Source organism: Solwaraspora sp. WMMB762, from assembly GCF_049179115.1.
In the GTDB taxonomy this organism is placed as follows: Bacteria; Actinomycetota; Actinomycetes; order Mycobacteriales; family Micromonosporaceae; genus Micromonospora_E.
This window is the reverse complement of sequence record NZ_JBMHMD010000001.1, coordinates 5498286-5514510: the sequence shown is the minus strand read 5'-3', so window position 1 is coordinate 5514510 and position 16225 is coordinate 5498286. Positions and strand designations below refer to the sequence as shown.

Annotated in this window: 18 protein-coding genes and 3 tRNA genes; all 21 read right to left on the bottom strand. The window is 69.1% G+C overall.

Going from position 1 to position 16225, the window contains the following annotated elements; all coding sequences use genetic code 11:
• Positions 1–157: 157 nt before the first annotated feature.
• The 21 genes from nusG to ACN27J_RS24535 all read right to left on the bottom strand — a co-directional run bounded on the left by nusG (position 158) and on the right by ACN27J_RS24535 (position 16180).
• Positions 158–970 carry a transcription termination/antitermination protein NusG gene (gene nusG, locus ACN27J_RS24635; protein ID WP_421369900.1) on the bottom strand — a complete coding sequence of 271 codons (813 nt, stop codon included), beginning with the start codon at positions 968–970 and terminating at the stop codon, positions 158–160.
• Positions 971–993: 23 nt separating this feature from the next.
• The gene (gene secE / locus ACN27J_RS24630; protein ID WP_123606162.1) at positions 994–1383 is read right to left on the bottom strand and encodes a preprotein translocase subunit SecE; all 390 of its coding nucleotides are present in this window, start codon (positions 1381–1383) and stop codon (positions 994–996) included.
• Between the two features lie 134 nt (positions 1384–1517).
• Positions 1518–1590: transfer RNA gene (locus ACN27J_RS24625), tRNA-Trp, on the bottom strand.
• Between the two features lie 156 nt (positions 1591–1746).
• On the bottom strand, positions 1747–2139 hold the full coding sequence (locus tag ACN27J_RS24620; RefSeq protein WP_278173657.1) for a MaoC family dehydratase: 393 nt from the start codon (positions 2137–2139) through the stop codon (positions 1747–1749).
• 1 nt (position 2140) lies between these two features.
• Entirely contained in the window at positions 2141–2590 is a 450-nt protein-coding gene (locus ACN27J_RS24615; protein WP_421369897.1) for an FAS1-like dehydratase domain-containing protein, read from the bottom strand.
• A 63-nt stretch (positions 2591–2653) separates the two neighbouring features.
• Entirely contained in the window at positions 2654–2821 is a 168-nt protein-coding gene (rpmG, locus tag ACN27J_RS24610) for a 50S ribosomal protein L33 (protein ID WP_046567246.1), read from the bottom strand.
• A gap of 134 nt (positions 2822–2955) precedes the next feature.
• Positions 2956–3028, bottom strand: a tRNA-Met gene (locus tag ACN27J_RS24605).
• Positions 3029–3053: 25 nt separating this feature from the next.
• Positions 3054–3126: transfer RNA gene (locus ACN27J_RS24600), tRNA-Thr, on the bottom strand.
• A 160-nt stretch (positions 3127–3286) separates the two neighbouring features.
• Positions 3287–5812 (bottom strand): putative bifunctional diguanylate cyclase/phosphodiesterase, encoded by a 2526-nt coding sequence (locus ACN27J_RS24595; protein WP_421369895.1) that lies wholly within the window; start codon positions 5810–5812, stop codon positions 3287–3289.
• A gap of 28 nt (positions 5813–5840) precedes the next feature.
• On the bottom strand, positions 5841–6056 hold the full coding sequence (locus tag ACN27J_RS24590) for a hypothetical protein (protein WP_278173652.1): 216 nt from the start codon (positions 6054–6056) through the stop codon (positions 5841–5843).
• Between the two features lie 1380 nt (positions 6057–7436).
• Complete coding sequence (locus ACN27J_RS24585; RefSeq protein WP_421369892.1) at positions 7437–8873, bottom strand: tyrosine-type recombinase/integrase; 1437 nt, start codon at positions 8871–8873, stop codon at positions 7437–7439.
• The gene (locus ACN27J_RS24580; protein WP_421369890.1) at positions 8870–9055 is read right to left on the bottom strand and encodes a helix-turn-helix transcriptional regulator; all 186 of its coding nucleotides are present in this window, start codon (positions 9053–9055) and stop codon (positions 8870–8872) included. The genes ACN27J_RS24585 and ACN27J_RS24580 overlap by 4 nt, the downstream gene beginning before the upstream one ends.
• Entirely contained in the window at positions 9052–10851 is a 1800-nt protein-coding gene (locus ACN27J_RS24575; RefSeq protein ID WP_421369888.1) for a replication initiator, read from the bottom strand. The genes ACN27J_RS24580 and ACN27J_RS24575 overlap by 4 nt, the downstream gene beginning before the upstream one ends.
• Positions 10848–11462 carry a DUF2637 domain-containing protein gene (locus tag ACN27J_RS24570; protein WP_421369886.1) on the bottom strand — a complete coding sequence of 205 codons (615 nt, stop codon included), beginning with the start codon at positions 11460–11462 and terminating at the stop codon, positions 10848–10850. Before ACN27J_RS24570 ends, ACN27J_RS24575 begins: the two co-directional genes overlap by 4 nt.
• The gene (locus tag ACN27J_RS24565; RefSeq protein ID WP_421369884.1) at positions 11459–11671 is read right to left on the bottom strand and encodes a hypothetical protein; all 213 of its coding nucleotides are present in this window, start codon (positions 11669–11671) and stop codon (positions 11459–11461) included. The genes ACN27J_RS24570 and ACN27J_RS24565 overlap by 4 nt, the downstream gene beginning before the upstream one ends.
• Before the next feature lie 6 nt (positions 11672–11677).
• Positions 11678–11947 carry a hypothetical protein gene (locus ACN27J_RS24560; RefSeq protein WP_123606628.1) on the bottom strand — a complete coding sequence of 90 codons (270 nt, stop codon included), beginning with the start codon at positions 11945–11947 and terminating at the stop codon, positions 11678–11680.
• Complete coding sequence (locus ACN27J_RS24555; RefSeq protein WP_421369882.1) at positions 11944–13626, bottom strand: FtsK/SpoIIIE domain-containing protein; 1683 nt, start codon at positions 13624–13626, stop codon at positions 11944–11946. Before ACN27J_RS24555 ends, ACN27J_RS24560 begins: the two co-directional genes overlap by 4 nt.
• Entirely contained in the window at positions 13626–13865 is a 240-nt protein-coding gene (locus tag ACN27J_RS24550; RefSeq protein WP_421369880.1) for a hypothetical protein, read from the bottom strand. Before ACN27J_RS24550 ends, ACN27J_RS24555 begins: the two co-directional genes overlap by 1 nt.
• Before the next feature lie 99 nt (positions 13866–13964).
• The gene (locus ACN27J_RS24545; protein WP_421369878.1) at positions 13965–14384 is read right to left on the bottom strand and encodes a transcriptional regulator; all 420 of its coding nucleotides are present in this window, start codon (positions 14382–14384) and stop codon (positions 13965–13967) included.
• A 231-nt stretch (positions 14385–14615) separates the two neighbouring features.
• Positions 14616–15380: a glycosyltransferase family 2 protein gene (locus tag ACN27J_RS24540; protein WP_421369876.1), complete on the bottom strand. Its 765-nt coding sequence runs from the start codon at positions 15378–15380 to the stop codon at positions 14616–14618.
• Positions 15368–16180: a GntR family transcriptional regulator gene (locus ACN27J_RS24535; RefSeq protein WP_421369874.1), complete on the bottom strand. Its 813-nt coding sequence runs from the start codon at positions 16178–16180 to the stop codon at positions 15368–15370. The genes ACN27J_RS24540 and ACN27J_RS24535 overlap by 13 nt, the downstream gene beginning before the upstream one ends.
• Positions 16181–16225 lie beyond the last annotated feature (45 nt).

The following is a 16225-nucleotide window of genomic DNA, read 5'->3' as shown; positions in this document are numbered from 1 at the left end:
TGGCGAACCCTCGACACGCGCGCACGGTCAGGCGCGGCCCAGGGCCGACGTTCTAGGTTAGCGCAGCTGACGGCGGCAACCCCAGCTGGGGTTGCCGCCGTCGGTGCAGCAGTGGTTACGCAGGCGCCGGAGAACCGCCGGCCCGGCTGAGCCGGAGTCAGATCTTGGCGACCTGGTTGAAGTTCAGCTCCACCGGGGTCTCCCGGCCGAAGATCGACACCAGCACCTTCAGCTTCTGCTGGTCGGCGTTGATCTCGCTGATCGTGGCCGGCAACGAGGCGAACGCGCCGTCGGTCACGGTGACCGAGTCGCCGACCTCGAAGTCCAGCACCTTGACCTCGGGCTTGGCCTTCTTGGGCTCGGCCGCCACCGCCGGGACGAGCCACTTGAGCACCTCGTTGAGCGACAACGGCGCCGGCCGGTCGGCCCGGTCGGTCGCCCCGACGAAGCCGGTGACGCCCGGGGTGTTACGCACGCAGGAGTACGACTCCGGGGTGAGGTCCATCCGGACCAGGATGTAGCCGGGGAAGACCTTGTTCTGCACCTGGAGCCGCTTGCCGTTCTTGACCTCGACCTCCTCCCGGGTCGGCACCTCGACCTGGAAGATGTACTCCTCCATGTCGAGGCTGCTGATCCGGGTCTCGAGGTTGGTCTTGACCTTGTTCTCGTAGCCGGCGTACGAGTGCACCACGTACCAGTCGCCTGGCGCGTAGCGCAGCTTCTGCCGCAGCTCGGCGACCGGGTCGAACTCCTCGTCGTCGGCCGCGGCGGCGGGTTCGGCGGCCTCGGCCGCTGAACTGTCCGGACTGTCCGGCCCGGCGGCGGAGCCGTTGGCGTCGGCCGGGGAGTCGTCCGCCCCGGCAGCGGGGACCGGTGGTGCGCTGGCGGCCTCAACCGACTCATCAGCCGCCGCCGTGGCCACCGTCGACTGGTCGTCGGTGACGCCGGCGGTCTCGTCGTACTCAGGCACGCTTGCTCACTTCCGTCACAAAATCAGCTGGGGTTGCCGAATACCCACAGCACACCCTTGGCGAACACGAAGTCCAGCCCGGCCACGATGGTCAGCATGACCGCGATGAACACGACCACCACGGCGGTGTAGGTCAGCAACTCCTTACGAGTCGGCCAGATGACCTTACGCAGTTCGGCGACCACTTCGCGGACGAACCGGATGATCCGCCCGAAAAACCCCACCCCGGCCTCGGACTTCGCCTTCGGTCGTCCCTCCGACGACTCCGCCTTGGCCTTGCTCCGGGTGGCCGTGCCACCCCGTGCCGCCGGCTCGTCGTCGTCGACCTCGTCCTCGACCGACGTCTCGTCGATCGACTCGTCCTCGGGGCGGTCGTCCGCGGCGTCATCGCCACGCCGGTTCCTCTCGGCCATCTCGCCCTCCGTCGGGGTGATCGGGTCGCGCGCCAGGTCAGACGCGCTGCGTCGTGCACGTCGGCCATTCCCCTTGCGGGACGGCCGCCAACGGGGACGGCAGCCGACCCACCGGGTCGGTCAGGCCTTGGGCGCAGGGGTGACAGGACTTGAACCTGCAGCCTGCGGTTTTGGAGACCGCTGCTCTGCCAATTGAGCTACACCCCTGTGCGGGTCGGCAACCCCACCCAACCCCGCGAGGCGCAGGGCCACGCAGGACTGAACAGGGGTCACAGGCCCCACGGCGGACCAGTGTACGGGTAGAGCCACCACTTTCCCAACCGGTACCGGCACCGCGCGTACCCGGGCCGGTACCACCGGCCGTCAGCGCGAGGTACGAACCAGTGCCCGGGCCTGGCTGAGCACCTTCTCGCCGCCGCAGACGGCCGTGACGTCGATCCGGGTCAACCCGTCCTCGGTGGTGCCCTTGACCACCCCGGTCACCTCGATCTCGGTGCCTTCGTCGTCGTCCGGGACCACGACCGGGCGGGTGAACCGGACCGAGTACTCGACCACCGCGTCCGCCGATCCGGCCCACTGCGTCACCGCGCGCCCGGCCAACGCCATGGTGAGCATGCCGTGGGCGATGACACCTGGCAGGCCGACCCCGGTGGCGAACCGGTCGCTCCAGTGGATGGGGTTGAAGTCACCGGAGGCTCCGGCGTAGCGGACGAGGTCGGCCCGGGTGACCCGGAACCGTTGCGGAGTCAGCTCCATCTCAGTCCTCCCCCCGGACGACCAGCTTCATCCAGACGGTGACCACCGGTTCACCGGTCGCCGCAGCGGCGACCTCGGTACGGACGGTCAGAAAGTCATGTCCGCCCCGGGACATGATCTCCTCGATGGTGTCGGTGCACACCAGTTCGTCGCCGGCGACCGCCGGGCGGACGTACCGGAACCGCTGGTCGCCGTGCACGACCCGGCTGTAGTCGATCGCGAGATCGGGATCGGAGATCACCCGCTCGGACGAGGACATGGTGACCGCCACCGGGAAGGTCGGTGGCGCGACCACGTCCGGATAGCCCGCTTTGCGGGCGGCATCCGGATCGTGGTGGACGGCATCGCTGGCCCCGATGGCGGCGGCGAACTCGCGGATCTTCTCCCGCCCCACCAGGTACGTACCGCCGGGCGGGTAACTGCGACCGACTAAGGACGGATCCATGGGCATGCGCAGCAACCTACCCGCTGGCCGGTACCCGGACGACGTGCGGGCCGCCCGGAACGGCGATGGTCAGCGGGTCTCGCGATGCAGCGTGTGCTTGCCGTCCCGGGGGCAGAACTTCTTCAGCTCGATGCGGTCCGGGTCGTTCCGGCGGTTCTTCCGCGTGATGTAGTTGCGCTCCTTGCACTCCACACACGCCAAAGTGATCTTTGGACGGACGTCGGTCGCCTTGGCCACGGCGGGGTGCCTTCCTCGCTATCGGAACAACTACAGCGTGCCAGCGTAGCCTGCGGCAGCGCGGACATGCAAAGCGGGCGCCTGCGGCGCCCACCCGTACTTCGTACCACCGGCCTCACCCACGAAGCCGACCGTAGCGGTGGCCGGACTTGAACCGGCGACACAACGATTATGAGCCGTTTGCTCTACCACCTGAGCTACACCGCCGTGACGGGTCCAGTGGAACCCTCTGAGCCCCCTTACGGAATCGAACCGTAGACCTTCTCCTTACCATGGAGACGCTCTGCCGACTGAGCTAAGGGGGCCGAACACCCACCCGCCTGGGCGGATGTGCACGGGTAAGAGTACACGGCCCGCCCCGCGAGGTGAAATCAGCTTGGCCCGGCCACGCCGCCGCAGGTCAGAGGCCCTGCCCGTCGCGAATCAGGCGCTGCCGGTCGGGGCTCAGGCGCTGCCGGTCGGCGTTCAGGGCACGGCCCGCAGCCGGCGAACCTCGCTGGACTGCAGGCTCTCCGGGTCGGCCTGGGCCTCGTACCAGGCGGCCAGCCGCTCGTACGGCAACGGACGGCTGAACAGGAAGCCCTGCCCGACCTGGCAGCCGATGTCCTGCAGCAGCTCCAGGGTCAACTCGCTTTCCACCCCTTCGGCCACCACGGTCAGGCCGAACTGCTGGGACAGCGTCACGACCGCGTTGACGATCGCCAGGTCCCCCGGGTCGGTCGCCATCCCCTGCACGAACGACCGGTCGACCTTCACCTCGTGCACCGGCAGCCGGCGCAGGTGCGCCAGCGAGGTGTAGCCGGTGCCGAAATCGTCGACGGACAGCCGCACCCCCAGGTCGCGCAGCCGCCGCAGGGTCGGCATCGGCCGGTCCGTACCATCCAGCACACCGGCCTCGGCGATCTCCAGGGTGAGCAGCTCCGGAGCGACCTGTGCCTCGTCCAGCAGGGTCCGGACCAGCTCGGGAAACTCCGGATCGGTCAGGGTACGGGCGGACAGGTTGACGGCCACCGGCAACGGCTGTTGACCGACATTCCACTCCCGGCTGCGGCGCAGCCCTTCGCGCAGCACGAACTCGGTCAGCCGACCGAGCTGACCGGTGTGTTCGGCGACCGCGACGAAGTCCTCCGGCGAGACCGAACCGTGGGTCGGATGCTCCCACCGGGTCAGACACTCGACCCCGACCAGCCGGCGGCCGTGCAGCGTCACCTTCGGCTGGTAGTAGACCTCCAGCTGCGTCTCGTCGAGCGCGACCCGCAGGTCACCGGCGAGACCGAGGCGGCGTACCGAACGGGACTCCAACGCCGGGTTGAACAGCTGGACGCCGCCGGGCACCGACTTCGCCGCCGTCGCGGCCAGGTCCGCCCGCTGCAGCAGCGTCGCGGCGTCGCTGCCGTGGTCGGGGTGCACCGCGACACCGGCCACGGTGTCGACGTCCAGGGTCAACGCGCCGAAGACCATCTGGTCGCGGATCTGGTCCCGGAGCTCGACCGCGAGCTGTACGGCGTACTCGGCGGCCTCCATCCGCAGGGTGACCACGAACTCGTCCCCGCCGCTGCGGCCGACCAGCGCGGCCGACGGGGCCCTGGCCCGTAGCCGCCGGGCGACCTCGGCCAGGACCTTGTCCCCGGCCGCGTGGCCGAGCGACTCGTTGACCTGCCGCAGCCCGGCGACGTCGAAGAGCAGCACCGCGACCACCTCACCCGGGGTCCGGATGGCCACCGACTCGTCGAGTGCGGCGGTCAGCCTGCGACGGTTGGCCAGCCGGGTCAAGCCGTCGTGGGCCGCGTCGAAGCGCAGCCGATCGACCAGGCGCGAGTTCTCCACGGCGACTGCGGCGTGCACGGCGATAGCTTCCAGTAGCCGCAGGTCACCGGGTCCGAAGTGGGAGATGTCCCCGAGCCGGCCGGACACCTCCAGGCAGCCGATCACCAGCGAGCCGGCACGCAACGGCACCACGACGGCGTCCTTCGTGCCCCATTCACGAAGTGCCGTGTCGAACGGGCTGTCGCCGAATTTCGCCCCGACGGCCAGGGAACTCCCGGTTTCAAAGACGTGTTCACGGATCGATTCCGGAGCGCCGACCGTGTCGACCAGCCCTTGCCCGTCGGCCGTCGCCGACAGCAGCACCTCGGGATACCGCCCCTGTTTCGGCAGCCAGAGCGTGGCGTACTCGGATTGCAGCACCTCCCGGACCCGCTTGAGCAGTATGTCGATGATCGTCCCGTCGTGCGGGGTGTCGGCGATCGCCCGGGTCAACGCGTAGATCTGAGAGAGCGTGCGGTTCTGCCGCAGTGATTTCGCGTACGACCGGTAGGCGAGCACGAAGAAGGTGATCAGCGCGACCAGCAGGATCAGCGCCCAGTCGCTCTGCGCCAGCAGGATCAGCACCACCAGCCCGAAGGTGATGTTGATGGAGGCGACGACCAGGGCGGGGACGGTCGTGGTGGTGAGCTCCTTGGTGGACAACCGGCCCTGGGCCAGGGTGATCACCACGAGCACGGCGACCAGGGTGATGATCTGGCAGGCGATCATCGCCCCGACCAGGGTCAGCCAGGTACGCGGCTCGGCGGCGTCGAGCACGTCTGCGTTGACGACCATCGCGGTGGCGATGGACGTGCCGGCGGCCACGTTCGCGACGTTGAACCACAACTTGACGGGTGGTTGCCGCAGGCTCAGATGACCGAGTACGGCGGCCAGCACCCGGCCGATGATCAGGGTGAGTGGCGGCAGGAAAAACAGACCCAGCAGAAACGGGATCTCGCCCATGTTCAGGGTGAACGACTGTCGGCGTACCTCGAACAACAGGATTGCCGCGTGTGCGGCCAGGAACAGGCCGAAGAACAGCAGACCGAGCAGCCAATCTCCGGTGGGATTGGGGTGGTTGATGGCCAAGGCCACAGAGATGAGTACGGCTATCAGAGCGAGTGGCCCGGTTACGAACCACGCCCGCCCGGAAGAATGCCGTGAGATCGCCTGTGGCCTTGGCACTCGATCCCCTTGGTGTCGGATGCGGCGATCAGGTCCAGCTGAAGTCGTAGAGCGAGACCTGCGAATCCACCGTGGCGTCGAAGCCGTACTTGTCCACCGGGGAAACCACAGGCACTTCGTCACCGACCGTAACCCAGGCTTGGGCAGCCTGGGCGGCGGTCCCAGCGGTGAACGAGACAGCAATCCCGAGTGCGGCGACCGCGACGACCCTGCCGAGCCGGCGGCCCATCGTGTGTCCACGCATGTTACAGACTCCCGTCCAAGGAGGCGAATGAGTTACGCGAATGAGGGGCAGAGTCCTGATGGTGCCACACCGGACCGCACCAACGGTAGGTTGACGCGGCCGGCCTGCACCTTCGGCACCGCCCATCCTAGCCAATCGGACGAGGAGAACCTTAGCGGCGGCTTTGCCCTGCGGCTTTCGTCCCGCTGCTGCTCAGGCTGGGCGATCCGGCTCGGCGACAGCCGGTGACGCCGCGAAGAGGATTGGCGGCCACGGACACTAGGCAAACCCCGCACTCAGCGACGCGACTGGGCCAATATCATGACCGACATGCCGGATTTATTACGAATCAACGAAGGAAGTGATTTGTTGCTCTTTTATGCAACTAAAATTCGGGATAGATGGTCAACTGACCGAGTCATCAGCCAGCCGACAACGGACCGTCGCCGGGTCTCGACGCTAAGCCCTGCCGGCCACTCGATGGCGCCCTTTTCGGTCACGGCTCGGTGTCGGTAGCTACTCGCCAGTTCGGAAATCGCAGCCCAAACGGTGTACTGCGGCCAAGAACACTACCCAGTCCGGATCGACGGCGCCGGCGGGCGCGGCGCGCGGGCCAGTTGACGCACCTCTCCCCTGCCGACCGGTCCCCTGCCGACCGGCCTTCACCGACCGGACCACGCGGGCCCGTCGTTGACCTCCGAGACCCACCGACAACGATACGCACCGATCGATTGACGCAGAGCAACCACCCCGGGTCGGTGGCACCGGTCGGGCTTGATGCCACAGGTGCATCTTGATGCACCTGTGGCATCAAGGCCGCAGAGGCACGTTGGGGTCCGGCGCCTTGGTCCCGGAAAGCCGGGGACGGCTGGATCTGGCTGGACCGGACGGGACGCGCCGGGAGCCCGTACGACAACAGCCCTTGACCTGTTGGTGCAGGTCAAGGGCTGTTGGTGCGCCTGGTGGCGGGTAGAGGATTCGAACCTCTGTAGCTTTCGCGACGGATTTACAGTGTGCCGACGATCCCGACCCTCATCCGGCCGCTGACCTGGCGCTTCGTCTCCCCCGCCGGGCCAACCGGCGCAGTCCCGCCCACTATTCGCCCACCGTGGCCGGCCTGCCCACCAGCAGGAAGCTGACCTGAGCCAGCCACTCCAGCCAGCCCGCCAAGTTCACCGAACTTGGCTAGGGATTTTTTGGGGGTCCGGATGGCCCAGGGCGATGACCGCAGCCATCGCAGCGGCGATGCCGCCCATGGTGAGCTGGAATCCGGAAGGAGCTTCGGCGAAGCCAGCAGAGGCCGCCGCGCCCGTCGTGCATGCCGCGAGGATGGCCCGGAGGGCAGCGCGGCTACGCCGGGGAACTCTGGCCATACAGGAAGTGTGGCAGGTCGGGTAAAGGTCATCCGAGCGCGCCGCCGATCTTGTCGTTCATGCCGTCGTCCCCGCCGTCGACGCAGTTGGCGTATACCCGGAGCAGGACCGCGACCCCGTGGCCGAGGCGTCGGGCGACCTCGGTCGGCGGTACTCCGGCGTTCAGCCACAGGGACGCCGCAGCGTGACGAAGGTCATACGGACGACGGACCAGCGGCGAGGCGACCTGTTCCTCTGTCAGCGCCTTCTCACGCGCGAGCTTCCACCACCGGTCGTACACCGACTCAGACAGCGGCCCGCCGTGCAGCCCGTGGAAGAGCCGACCATCGCGCGCCGTGCCGTACCGGCGCAGGTGCACGCAGAGCAGTTCGACCTGTTGGGGAGGAATCGAGACGGTTCGCGTCTCTTTGTCCGCCCGATGCTTGAGCCCACGCCGCTCGTGAGGCTGCCCGTCATCGGTCCAGTGCGACCCAGCGCGCGGCGAGGTACCCGCCAACGTCACCCGACCCCACCCGTACTCGATTTTCTCGTGATCGCAGGACCGGCCCGGCTGGACGGTGACCGCGTCGACCAGGTCCACGCCGCAGCCGACGCACCGACCCGGCAACACGCAGTCCGCCCGCCGCAGGTCCGCCGCTTCAGCCGGACGCATGCCCGCGTAGTAGAGGCAGCCGAAGAAGGCGACCACCCGGTCAGCCCGGTTGCCGAGAGATTTCACCGCTTCCAGCAGCGCCGCCACCTGGGCCGGGTTGGCGACCACCCGACGGTCGATCGACTGGGCGACCTCGGGTGCCTTCCACTGCACCCGGTCGACCGGGTTGGCGTCGAGTAGTTCCAGCTCCACCGCGTACCCCAGGGCGTTGTAGAACGTCGCCCGCTTGCGCTGCACCGTCGCGGCCGCCGCCGGCTTACCGTCCAACCGCAGGCACAACCCGTCGAGTACGCGACGCACCATCACCGGCGAGTCCAGCTCGACCACCGGCAACGACGCCGATTCCAGCCAGGCCAGGGCCGCCGCATGCTCGCCGGGCACCTCGTCCGACCAGCGTCGCGGGTTGAACCCGTACAGGTACAGCGCCTCACGCAGCAGTTCATCGGCCGGACGCCCCCGCTTGGCAGGCCGGGTCAAGATCACCGTGACGGACGTCAGCGCTTCGACGATCGACCGCCGCGTTTTCGCCGCCGCCCGTGGCCACTTCATTTCGACGTACGCCCGAGCGTGCGCGTACCAGGTGACGCCGAGCCGCTCGCGGATCTGGTCGACGGGACGCCCGGTCTCCGTGTCGAAGGGCTCCCCCGCGTTGGATGCCTTGACCAGGTCCGACCGGAACGACTCCGCGAGCGCCCTGGTACGGAAGGTGTCTTCGAACCGCTTACCGGCGACGGACCACCGCACCCGCCACGGCCGGGCCTTCCGGTCGGCACGCTTGCCGACGCCCCAGACCTGGAAGTCGTAGCTCTTCACGCCGCGTCACACTCCAGCGTGCCGAGCCACTGCCCGAGGACCGAGCGCCGGATGCGTAGCTCCCCATTGGGCAGCTTGATGACCCGTGGAGCCTTGCCCGTCTGCCGCCAGTAGTACCAGGTAGAGCGAGGAACCCGCAGTTCCGCCAGCACCTCTGGCACGGTCAGCAGCTCGTCATTCACTGTCTCTCCCCGTCCGTCGTCGTTCCGCCGCCAGTTGCCGAAAGGTCGTGGCTCGTCTCCTGGGCCGCCCGGTCCTTCGCGGCGAGGAGTTGGGAGCGCCAGCGGGCGCGTTCGGAGATGGAGCGCAGGAGTCGGTGCCCGAGGGGTGTGACGTCCGGGTCGTCGGGCCGGGCCAGTTCCCACGCGTGCCGGGACGAGGTCGCGCCGTCGGTGCCGGTCGCCTGGTCGACGCCGGCCAGATCGGTGGTAGCGCCGAGCAGTGCCCGGACCCAGGCGCGCGCGTCGTGTTTGTGGTCGGTGAGGGTTTTGCCGGACCAGTCGCGGGAGATGAGGATGCGCCGGCCGCCGATGCCGAGGGTGGCGCGTTGGTGGACTTTGCCCCGGCAGCGTCCGGGCCGCAGCTTCGCACTGGCGTTCTTGGGCTGGACGCCGTAGAGCAGCCAGTTCGCGCACCGGTCGGTGCAGGGGGTGACCTGCAGTTGTTGCCAGAACCGTTCGAGATGCTGGCGTTGCCGGCCGCTGGTGGTGGTGTGGCAGTCGGCGGCGTGTTTGGTGATGTACTTCGTGATGTAGCGGATGGTGCGTTCCGCATCCTGCGTGCCGGGCATGACGCCGCGTGCGTCGACCTGGGTGCCGAAGCGGACCACGTGGACTGGTTCCGCGTCCGGGTCGGCGTCGACGGCGTCGAGTGCTTCCGCCCAGCTGGTCAGCGGTTGACGGGTGTGCGGGTCGACCCAGGCCGTCTGGTCGACGTCCCAGACGGGCAGGTGTTCGCCGCCGTAGTGCTGGACGTCGACGGACGGCCACCACACCTGGTGATAGGTCGCCGCCGCCACCGTCCGCAGCGTCTGTCGGGGGATGGTGCCGCGGATCGCGAAGTGCGCGTGAGGGGCGAGGCGTCGTTGGGGTTCGACGCATCCGGCGTACTGGACGTTCCAGCCTTCGCAGCGGCGGAGGTTCTGCCAGAACCGGTCGAGGAGTCGGGGGAAGTGGACCGCGTCCCAGGCGGCACGGCGGTAGTCGTAGCGGTCGGGGTTGACCGGGGTGCCGTCCGGGCGGACGGGTCCGTAGCTGTCGAGGGTGAGGGTGAGCCACATCGACGGGCGGTAGGTGGTGCCGTCGGGTGCGGTGTAGGTCTTGCCGACGGTGCGCGCTTCCACCGGTCGGCGGGGTAGGTCGGGTGCGTCCTGGCGCCGTCTGGTCGACCGCTTCCGCCGTTTGCCGTTGTCCTGCGCGTCGCCCTGGTCGACACCATCGCCGTCGGTGGTGGTCGGGGTGTGGGGTGGTGCGACGCGGCCGCGTAGTCCTTCGGCGGTGATGGCGTCTTCTACTTCGCGGATGGCGTCGTCGAGGTCGGTGACCTGCTTCCAGTCGGCTTCCCGTACGGCCGCGTCGCGTTCGAACTCGAAGTGCGCCCGCAGCACGATCAGCGCCTTCTGCTCATCCGACGCCGGTGCAGGTGGCGGCAACGGTTCGTCGTCGCGGTGCCAGCCGTCGCGGATCTGCGCCTGCCGCAGCCGCCGGTTCCGCTTCGCACACGGTGGGCATTTGTCCTCACGGGTCGCGCCGCAGGGCAGGTCGATGACCCCGGTACGGCCGGTGTCGAGGTCGGTGCGCCGCATGGCGAGCGGGCGGATGCAGACGCCGTATTCGGTGGCGACGTCGCGCAGGACATCAACCGACCGGGGCAGGCCCATCCGCGCGGCACGGGAGCCGGGCCGAGGCTGTTGTTCGACGGTCGTCGGCCGATCCGTGGCGGATCCTTCCAGGCCGGGGAGGGTGGTGGGTGCGGTCACCGGCCGACCACCATCCCGTTTGCCCGTCGCGGCTGGACGACCCCGAGCGGCGGCAACACCGACGCGTGACCGGCGACGCGGACCGGTTCGACGACCGCAGGCCGCTCGACGTGATCCGGTTCCGGGTCGGTGTCGTCGGTCGGGACCTGGTCGACGCGCACCCGATCAGCAGGACCAGCAGGACCAGTCGGGTTGGCCGCCGCAGTCGACGCCGCCGGACCAGCAGGGACAGCCGGGACAGCGGGTGCGCTGGACAGCACGACCTTGACCAGGGCCAGGAACGCCAGCGACGGCACAGCGGCCACGATCCAGCCCCACACGGACGGTTCCGCTTCCGCGACCTGCGCGGCCAACGACAGGAGTGCGAAGCCGACGAGGAGGACGGCGACGAACCCGACCGGTCGACCCGCCCGACGCCGAGCCCGGATCTCCAGCCCCAGGTAGATAGCCATCAGCTCGACGGCGACGGCGTTGGCCCAGCCGATCCAGTGGGGTTGGCCGTGAGCGACGGACAGGTCATGAACGTGGGTGAACGCCGCCGCGCCGGCCATCGAGCCGATGGCGAGCAGGATCACCAGCCGCAGCACCGTTTCGGCACGCTGCCAGGTCACGGCGTGTCCTCCCGGTCGGTGATGGTCAGGTCGATGCGGACCCGCATTCCTGGCCTGCCACGAAGGTTGAGGTAGGTGCGGAGACCGGCGAGGAGCGCGGCGAGTTGATCGGCCGGGCCGGTCGCGGTAATGCGGATCGGCCGGTGCAGGAGTCGGGCCAGCCACGGCAGCCGCAGCAGGAGCCAGGAGGGGCGGTTGAGGGATGGCATCAGGGGTTACCTCCCGGTCGGGTGGATGGTGGTGCGGATGTGGTCGGGTGGATCGCCGAGGGACGCGACGGCTTCGGACAGGCAGCGCCACAGCGCCCACGCCTCACCGGGGGTCAGGTAGACCCGGCGTCGGCCGGAGCCGATGGCGACATACAGCGGGTAGGGGTCGGGCCGGTCGGTGTCGACCCGGACAGATACCGCTGTTCCGCGCCCGCCGTCGGTGGTGGGGGTCCGCAGCCGGTAGAAGCGCCGCCCCGGCGTAGACGTCTGTGTCACCGGGAACCACCGCCGCCGCTGGTGTCGGTGTCGCCCTGGTCGTGCCGGCCGTTGTTGTCGCGCAGCAGGTTGAGTAGTGAGTCAGGCAGCAGCGGTCCGGAAGGCTTACGAGACAACGGAATCCGCCGCACACCCGATGTCGGAGACGGGTCAGGTTCGGGGATGGTTTCCCGGCCGACCTGGGCGAGGATGTCCGCAGCGGCCACCGGCGCCGGGAACTCTTCGGCCATGGTTTTGATGTCGGTGTCGGTGAGGTAGGAGAACCGGACCCGGACCGGGTCGGGTGTGCCGTCCAGCAGGACGTAGCCGACGCCTTTGGCCCACGACGGCATCTGATCCGCCAACGCGCCCCGGTTGCGTGCGCCGTCGCCCAACACCATGTCGACCTGCGACGCCTCGGTCAGACCGAGCGCGATCCGGGTGGGGAACAGGTCCCGGAACGGCAGCACCTCCTTACGCGGGTCCTGCAACGCGGCCACCACGAGGACACCGACGCCGGCACCCTGGGACAGCAGCAGCCCCAACGAGGAGGCGATGCGCTTCCGCAGCTCGACGTCTTGCAGGTACGCGGTCAGGGCCGCCATTTCGTCGATCACCACGACGACCAGCGGGTCATCGACGGTGGGTGTGTGGACGCGGACCGTGCCGGCAAGGCGTGCCTGCCGCTCCCGCAGCACGGCGACCGCCTCATCGAGGAGATCGGCCATGGCGTCGAAGGAGGTGGAGGCGAACCGGGCGAACATCGGCCGGCCGAACGCGAATTCCATCCCGCCCTTGGGGTCGATCACCCACAGCCGGACCAGCCCGGACGCCACCCCACCCGCCAACGAGCGCACGAGGGACCAGAGGACGGAGCCTTTCCCGCGTCGGGTCGCCCCACCGATCAGCACATGCGTCGCCAACAGCCGCAGGTGCCACGTGCGGAGGTCTTCCCGCACGGCCAGCGGGAGCGCGGTGAAGTCCGGGACGGTCGGCACCGGGAACGGTGGGACCGTCTTCCGAAGGGCATCGGTGCGGACCAGGACGATGTAGACGACGTCGGGCCGGTCACGGAACCGGTAGGCGTCGGCCTGGCGCAGCAGCCACCCCACCCAGCCACCGCCACGCACCGGCAGTTCATCGGGGCGTTCGGTGTAGACGCGGGCGTGCCGCCGGCCGAACGCGTACGCCAACTGCTCCGTGGCACGTTGGAAGTCGGCGGGGGTCTGCCCGCGCAGCATCCGCACCGACAACACATCCAACGCCTGGTCACAGTGCACGGCCAGAAGCTGCGGCAACACCGTCTGGTGCTGGTAGACCCGCGACAGGTCACACATGGTCATCGCTTCACGCCACACCCGCCGGTACACGACCGTGTGCCGCCACCGGCCGAGCACAGGCCCGGCGCACCACACCCACCAGGACGATTCGTGCCGCCACCGCCACAACGCCGACCCCAACCCCGCCAACACGACCGGAGTCACCAGACCGGGCACGCCGTAGTCGAGGTACACGGCGACCGTGATCACCGAGACGGTGAGGATGCGGGGGTGCTTGAGGCACCACCACAGGCCCCGACCGGTCCACCGCGCGAGCAGGCCGAGAAGGACCGCCCACCAGGGCAGCCGCAGCCGGCGGGGCCGGACGACGAGCAGATCACCGGAGACGGTGGTGACGACCTCACCACGCGGACGCCCCATCACCGGCCACCACCGACGACCGGGAGGAAACGGCCGCGAGCGTCGCGCAACCTTGGGAACGGCAACACCAGCTGACCCGCGCACAGCCCACACCGGGCCGCATCACCGCCGACGGTCACGGCGTTGGTGGCGTTGTCGGTGTCGCCCTGGGCGTCGTCGGTCGGGGTGGGGGTGAACATGTTCTTGCAGTCGGCGCAGCGGATCCGCGCCCGATTTTGGGCGCGCTTAACCTGGGACACGTCGGAACCTCACCGAATCTGAGAAAGAGGAGTGGGGGGAGACACCAGGGGTGGGGCTGCCGTCCGCCAAGACCAGACAGCCCCACCCCGAACCGAGTGCTACGAGCCGGAACCCGCAGCGGCGCGCGCCTTACCGTTGGAGGCCGCGCCGGCCGGGGCGCGCATCCCCGACGCCCGCAGCGAGTACGCCATCCGTCCGTTGGACGCCACGTACGGCGTGACCGTCATGTCGTCGAACTCCACCGCCTCGAACGGCGTGCCGGTCGGCGGGACCGGCTGGTGGTCGGCCGAGATCTTGACCGTGGTTTCCCGCGACCGCTTGCCCAACTCCGGGTCGAGGTCCATCACCCGGACCTGCCACACCCGCTGGCCCGTCAGCTTGTCTTTCGCCGGCGACCGCCGACCCGTCTTCTCGTCGTAGTCCTCGACCTCACCCAGCGACTCGGGCACCAACGCGCACCCCGCCGGGAACACGTCCGAACACCGGACCGAGAACCTCGTTCCGCCTCGCAGAGCCATCTCTGCAACTCCCAACTTGTAGTAACGTCTGCCAACCGGCAGGACCAAAGGTAGGGACTACTTGGCAGACATGTCAACGAGTCTCGGAAAGTGGTCCGGTATACCCCGAATGACCCTTGCGGACAGCCCCGCAACCCCGCCCAGACCGGCTACCGGGTCGACGGACGTCGACGGGCACGCGAAAAGCCCCGCCGGTCGGTGTGGACTAGGCGGGGCGGGACGAGCGCCGGGTTAGGGCAGGGTGACCGTGGTGTTCAGCTTGGCCAGCGCTCTGACGCGGGTGTCGATGATCCGCATCCGGGTCGCGTGTTCGCCGGGTTCGCGGTGCGCGGCCTGGCTGGTGACCTGACCGGGCCACTTGCGATACAGCAGGCCGGTTTCGGCGTGGAAGAAGCCGCCGGTGATGGTGCTCGCGGCCAGGAGCAGGCCGGTGTCCTCGGACGCGGGCAGGGCCATCCAGCCGCCCAGGGCGAACAGCACATCCGTCCGCAGACACAGCGTCGCCGGATGCACCGGTGCCCGGTAGTTGTTGGCGAGCCAGAACGCGTGCACGTCACCGCAGGCGATCGGCCCGGCGGGCGGGTCGGAGTCGAAGCCGACCGTTGACCCGTCCGGCAGCAGATCCAGCACCCGCGACGTCGACCACCCGATCGACGGGTGCGCGGTCAGGGCGGCGATGTCCCGGGCGAGGACACCGGGGGTGAGCTGGTCGTCGGCGTCGAGGACCTTCACCAACGGCCCGTCGACCCGGTCCATCGCGAGGGTCCGGGCGACACCGGGGCCGCCGGGTCGGCCGACACCGACGGAGATACGCGGGTCGTCGGGCAACGCGTCGGCCACAGCCCCGGTGCGCCCGTCCTCCTGGACCAGCCACCGCCACCCCCAGCCGTCCGGCATGTCCTGGGCGACCAGGGAGGCGTAGGCGTCGGCGAGATAGCCGATGCTCGGCGGGTGCACCGGGGTGATGACCGAAACGACCTGGGTCAAGCAGGCCACCGCGTCAGCGTGTTCGAGTACACGAGCTCGGTGCGGTCGCCGGGCATGACGACGTCAGCGACCTCCACCACCCGCTCACCGATGTCCACCGACGTTTTCCGCACGGTCAGCACGGACACGCCCGGATCGATGTCGAGGAGTTCGGCCTCATCCGGCGACGGAGGCCGCGCCCTGATCTCGTCGACGATCCGGTCCAGTTCGATCCCGACCGTGTACAGCTGATGCTGCGTACCGCCCGGCCACGGCTCGTTCGCCGCGTCGAGCAGGTCCGGGTTCCCGGCGATCAACGCCACCGGCAGGAACGAGTACGACACCGACAACGGAGCCGACTCCGTGCGCGTCGTGGTCCAGTACACCCGCCGCAGCAACTCCGTACCCGGTTCCAGGCCGAACGCGGCCGCCATCTCGGCATCGGCCGGGACGCGGGTGTACTCGGCGTGGAACTTCAGATCATCGACCGTCAGCCCGGTGTCATGCTCTGTGCCGCCCGTCGCCCGCCGTTCCGCGTCGGGGAGTAGGACGCGGTCCTTCTCCCACTGGTAGCGCTCCGTGTTGCGCCGCCGCACCCGCTGACGCGGAGCCCGTACGTAGGTGCCCCGCCCTTGTTCTGCGCGGACCAGGCCCCATTCCCGCAGCTGCCGGATCGCGTTACGGACACTCGTGCGCGACAGGCCCGACGATTCGGCCAACTCGGTTTCCGACGGCATCAACGTGCCCGGCGGCATCTCCCCGGACAGGATCTGACCCCGCAACTGCTCAGCGAGTTGCAGATACCGGGGTCGCCAGTCCTTGGCCGTCACGCCAGCAACGCTACCCCCTAGACGTTCATACGTCTGCCAGGTGGT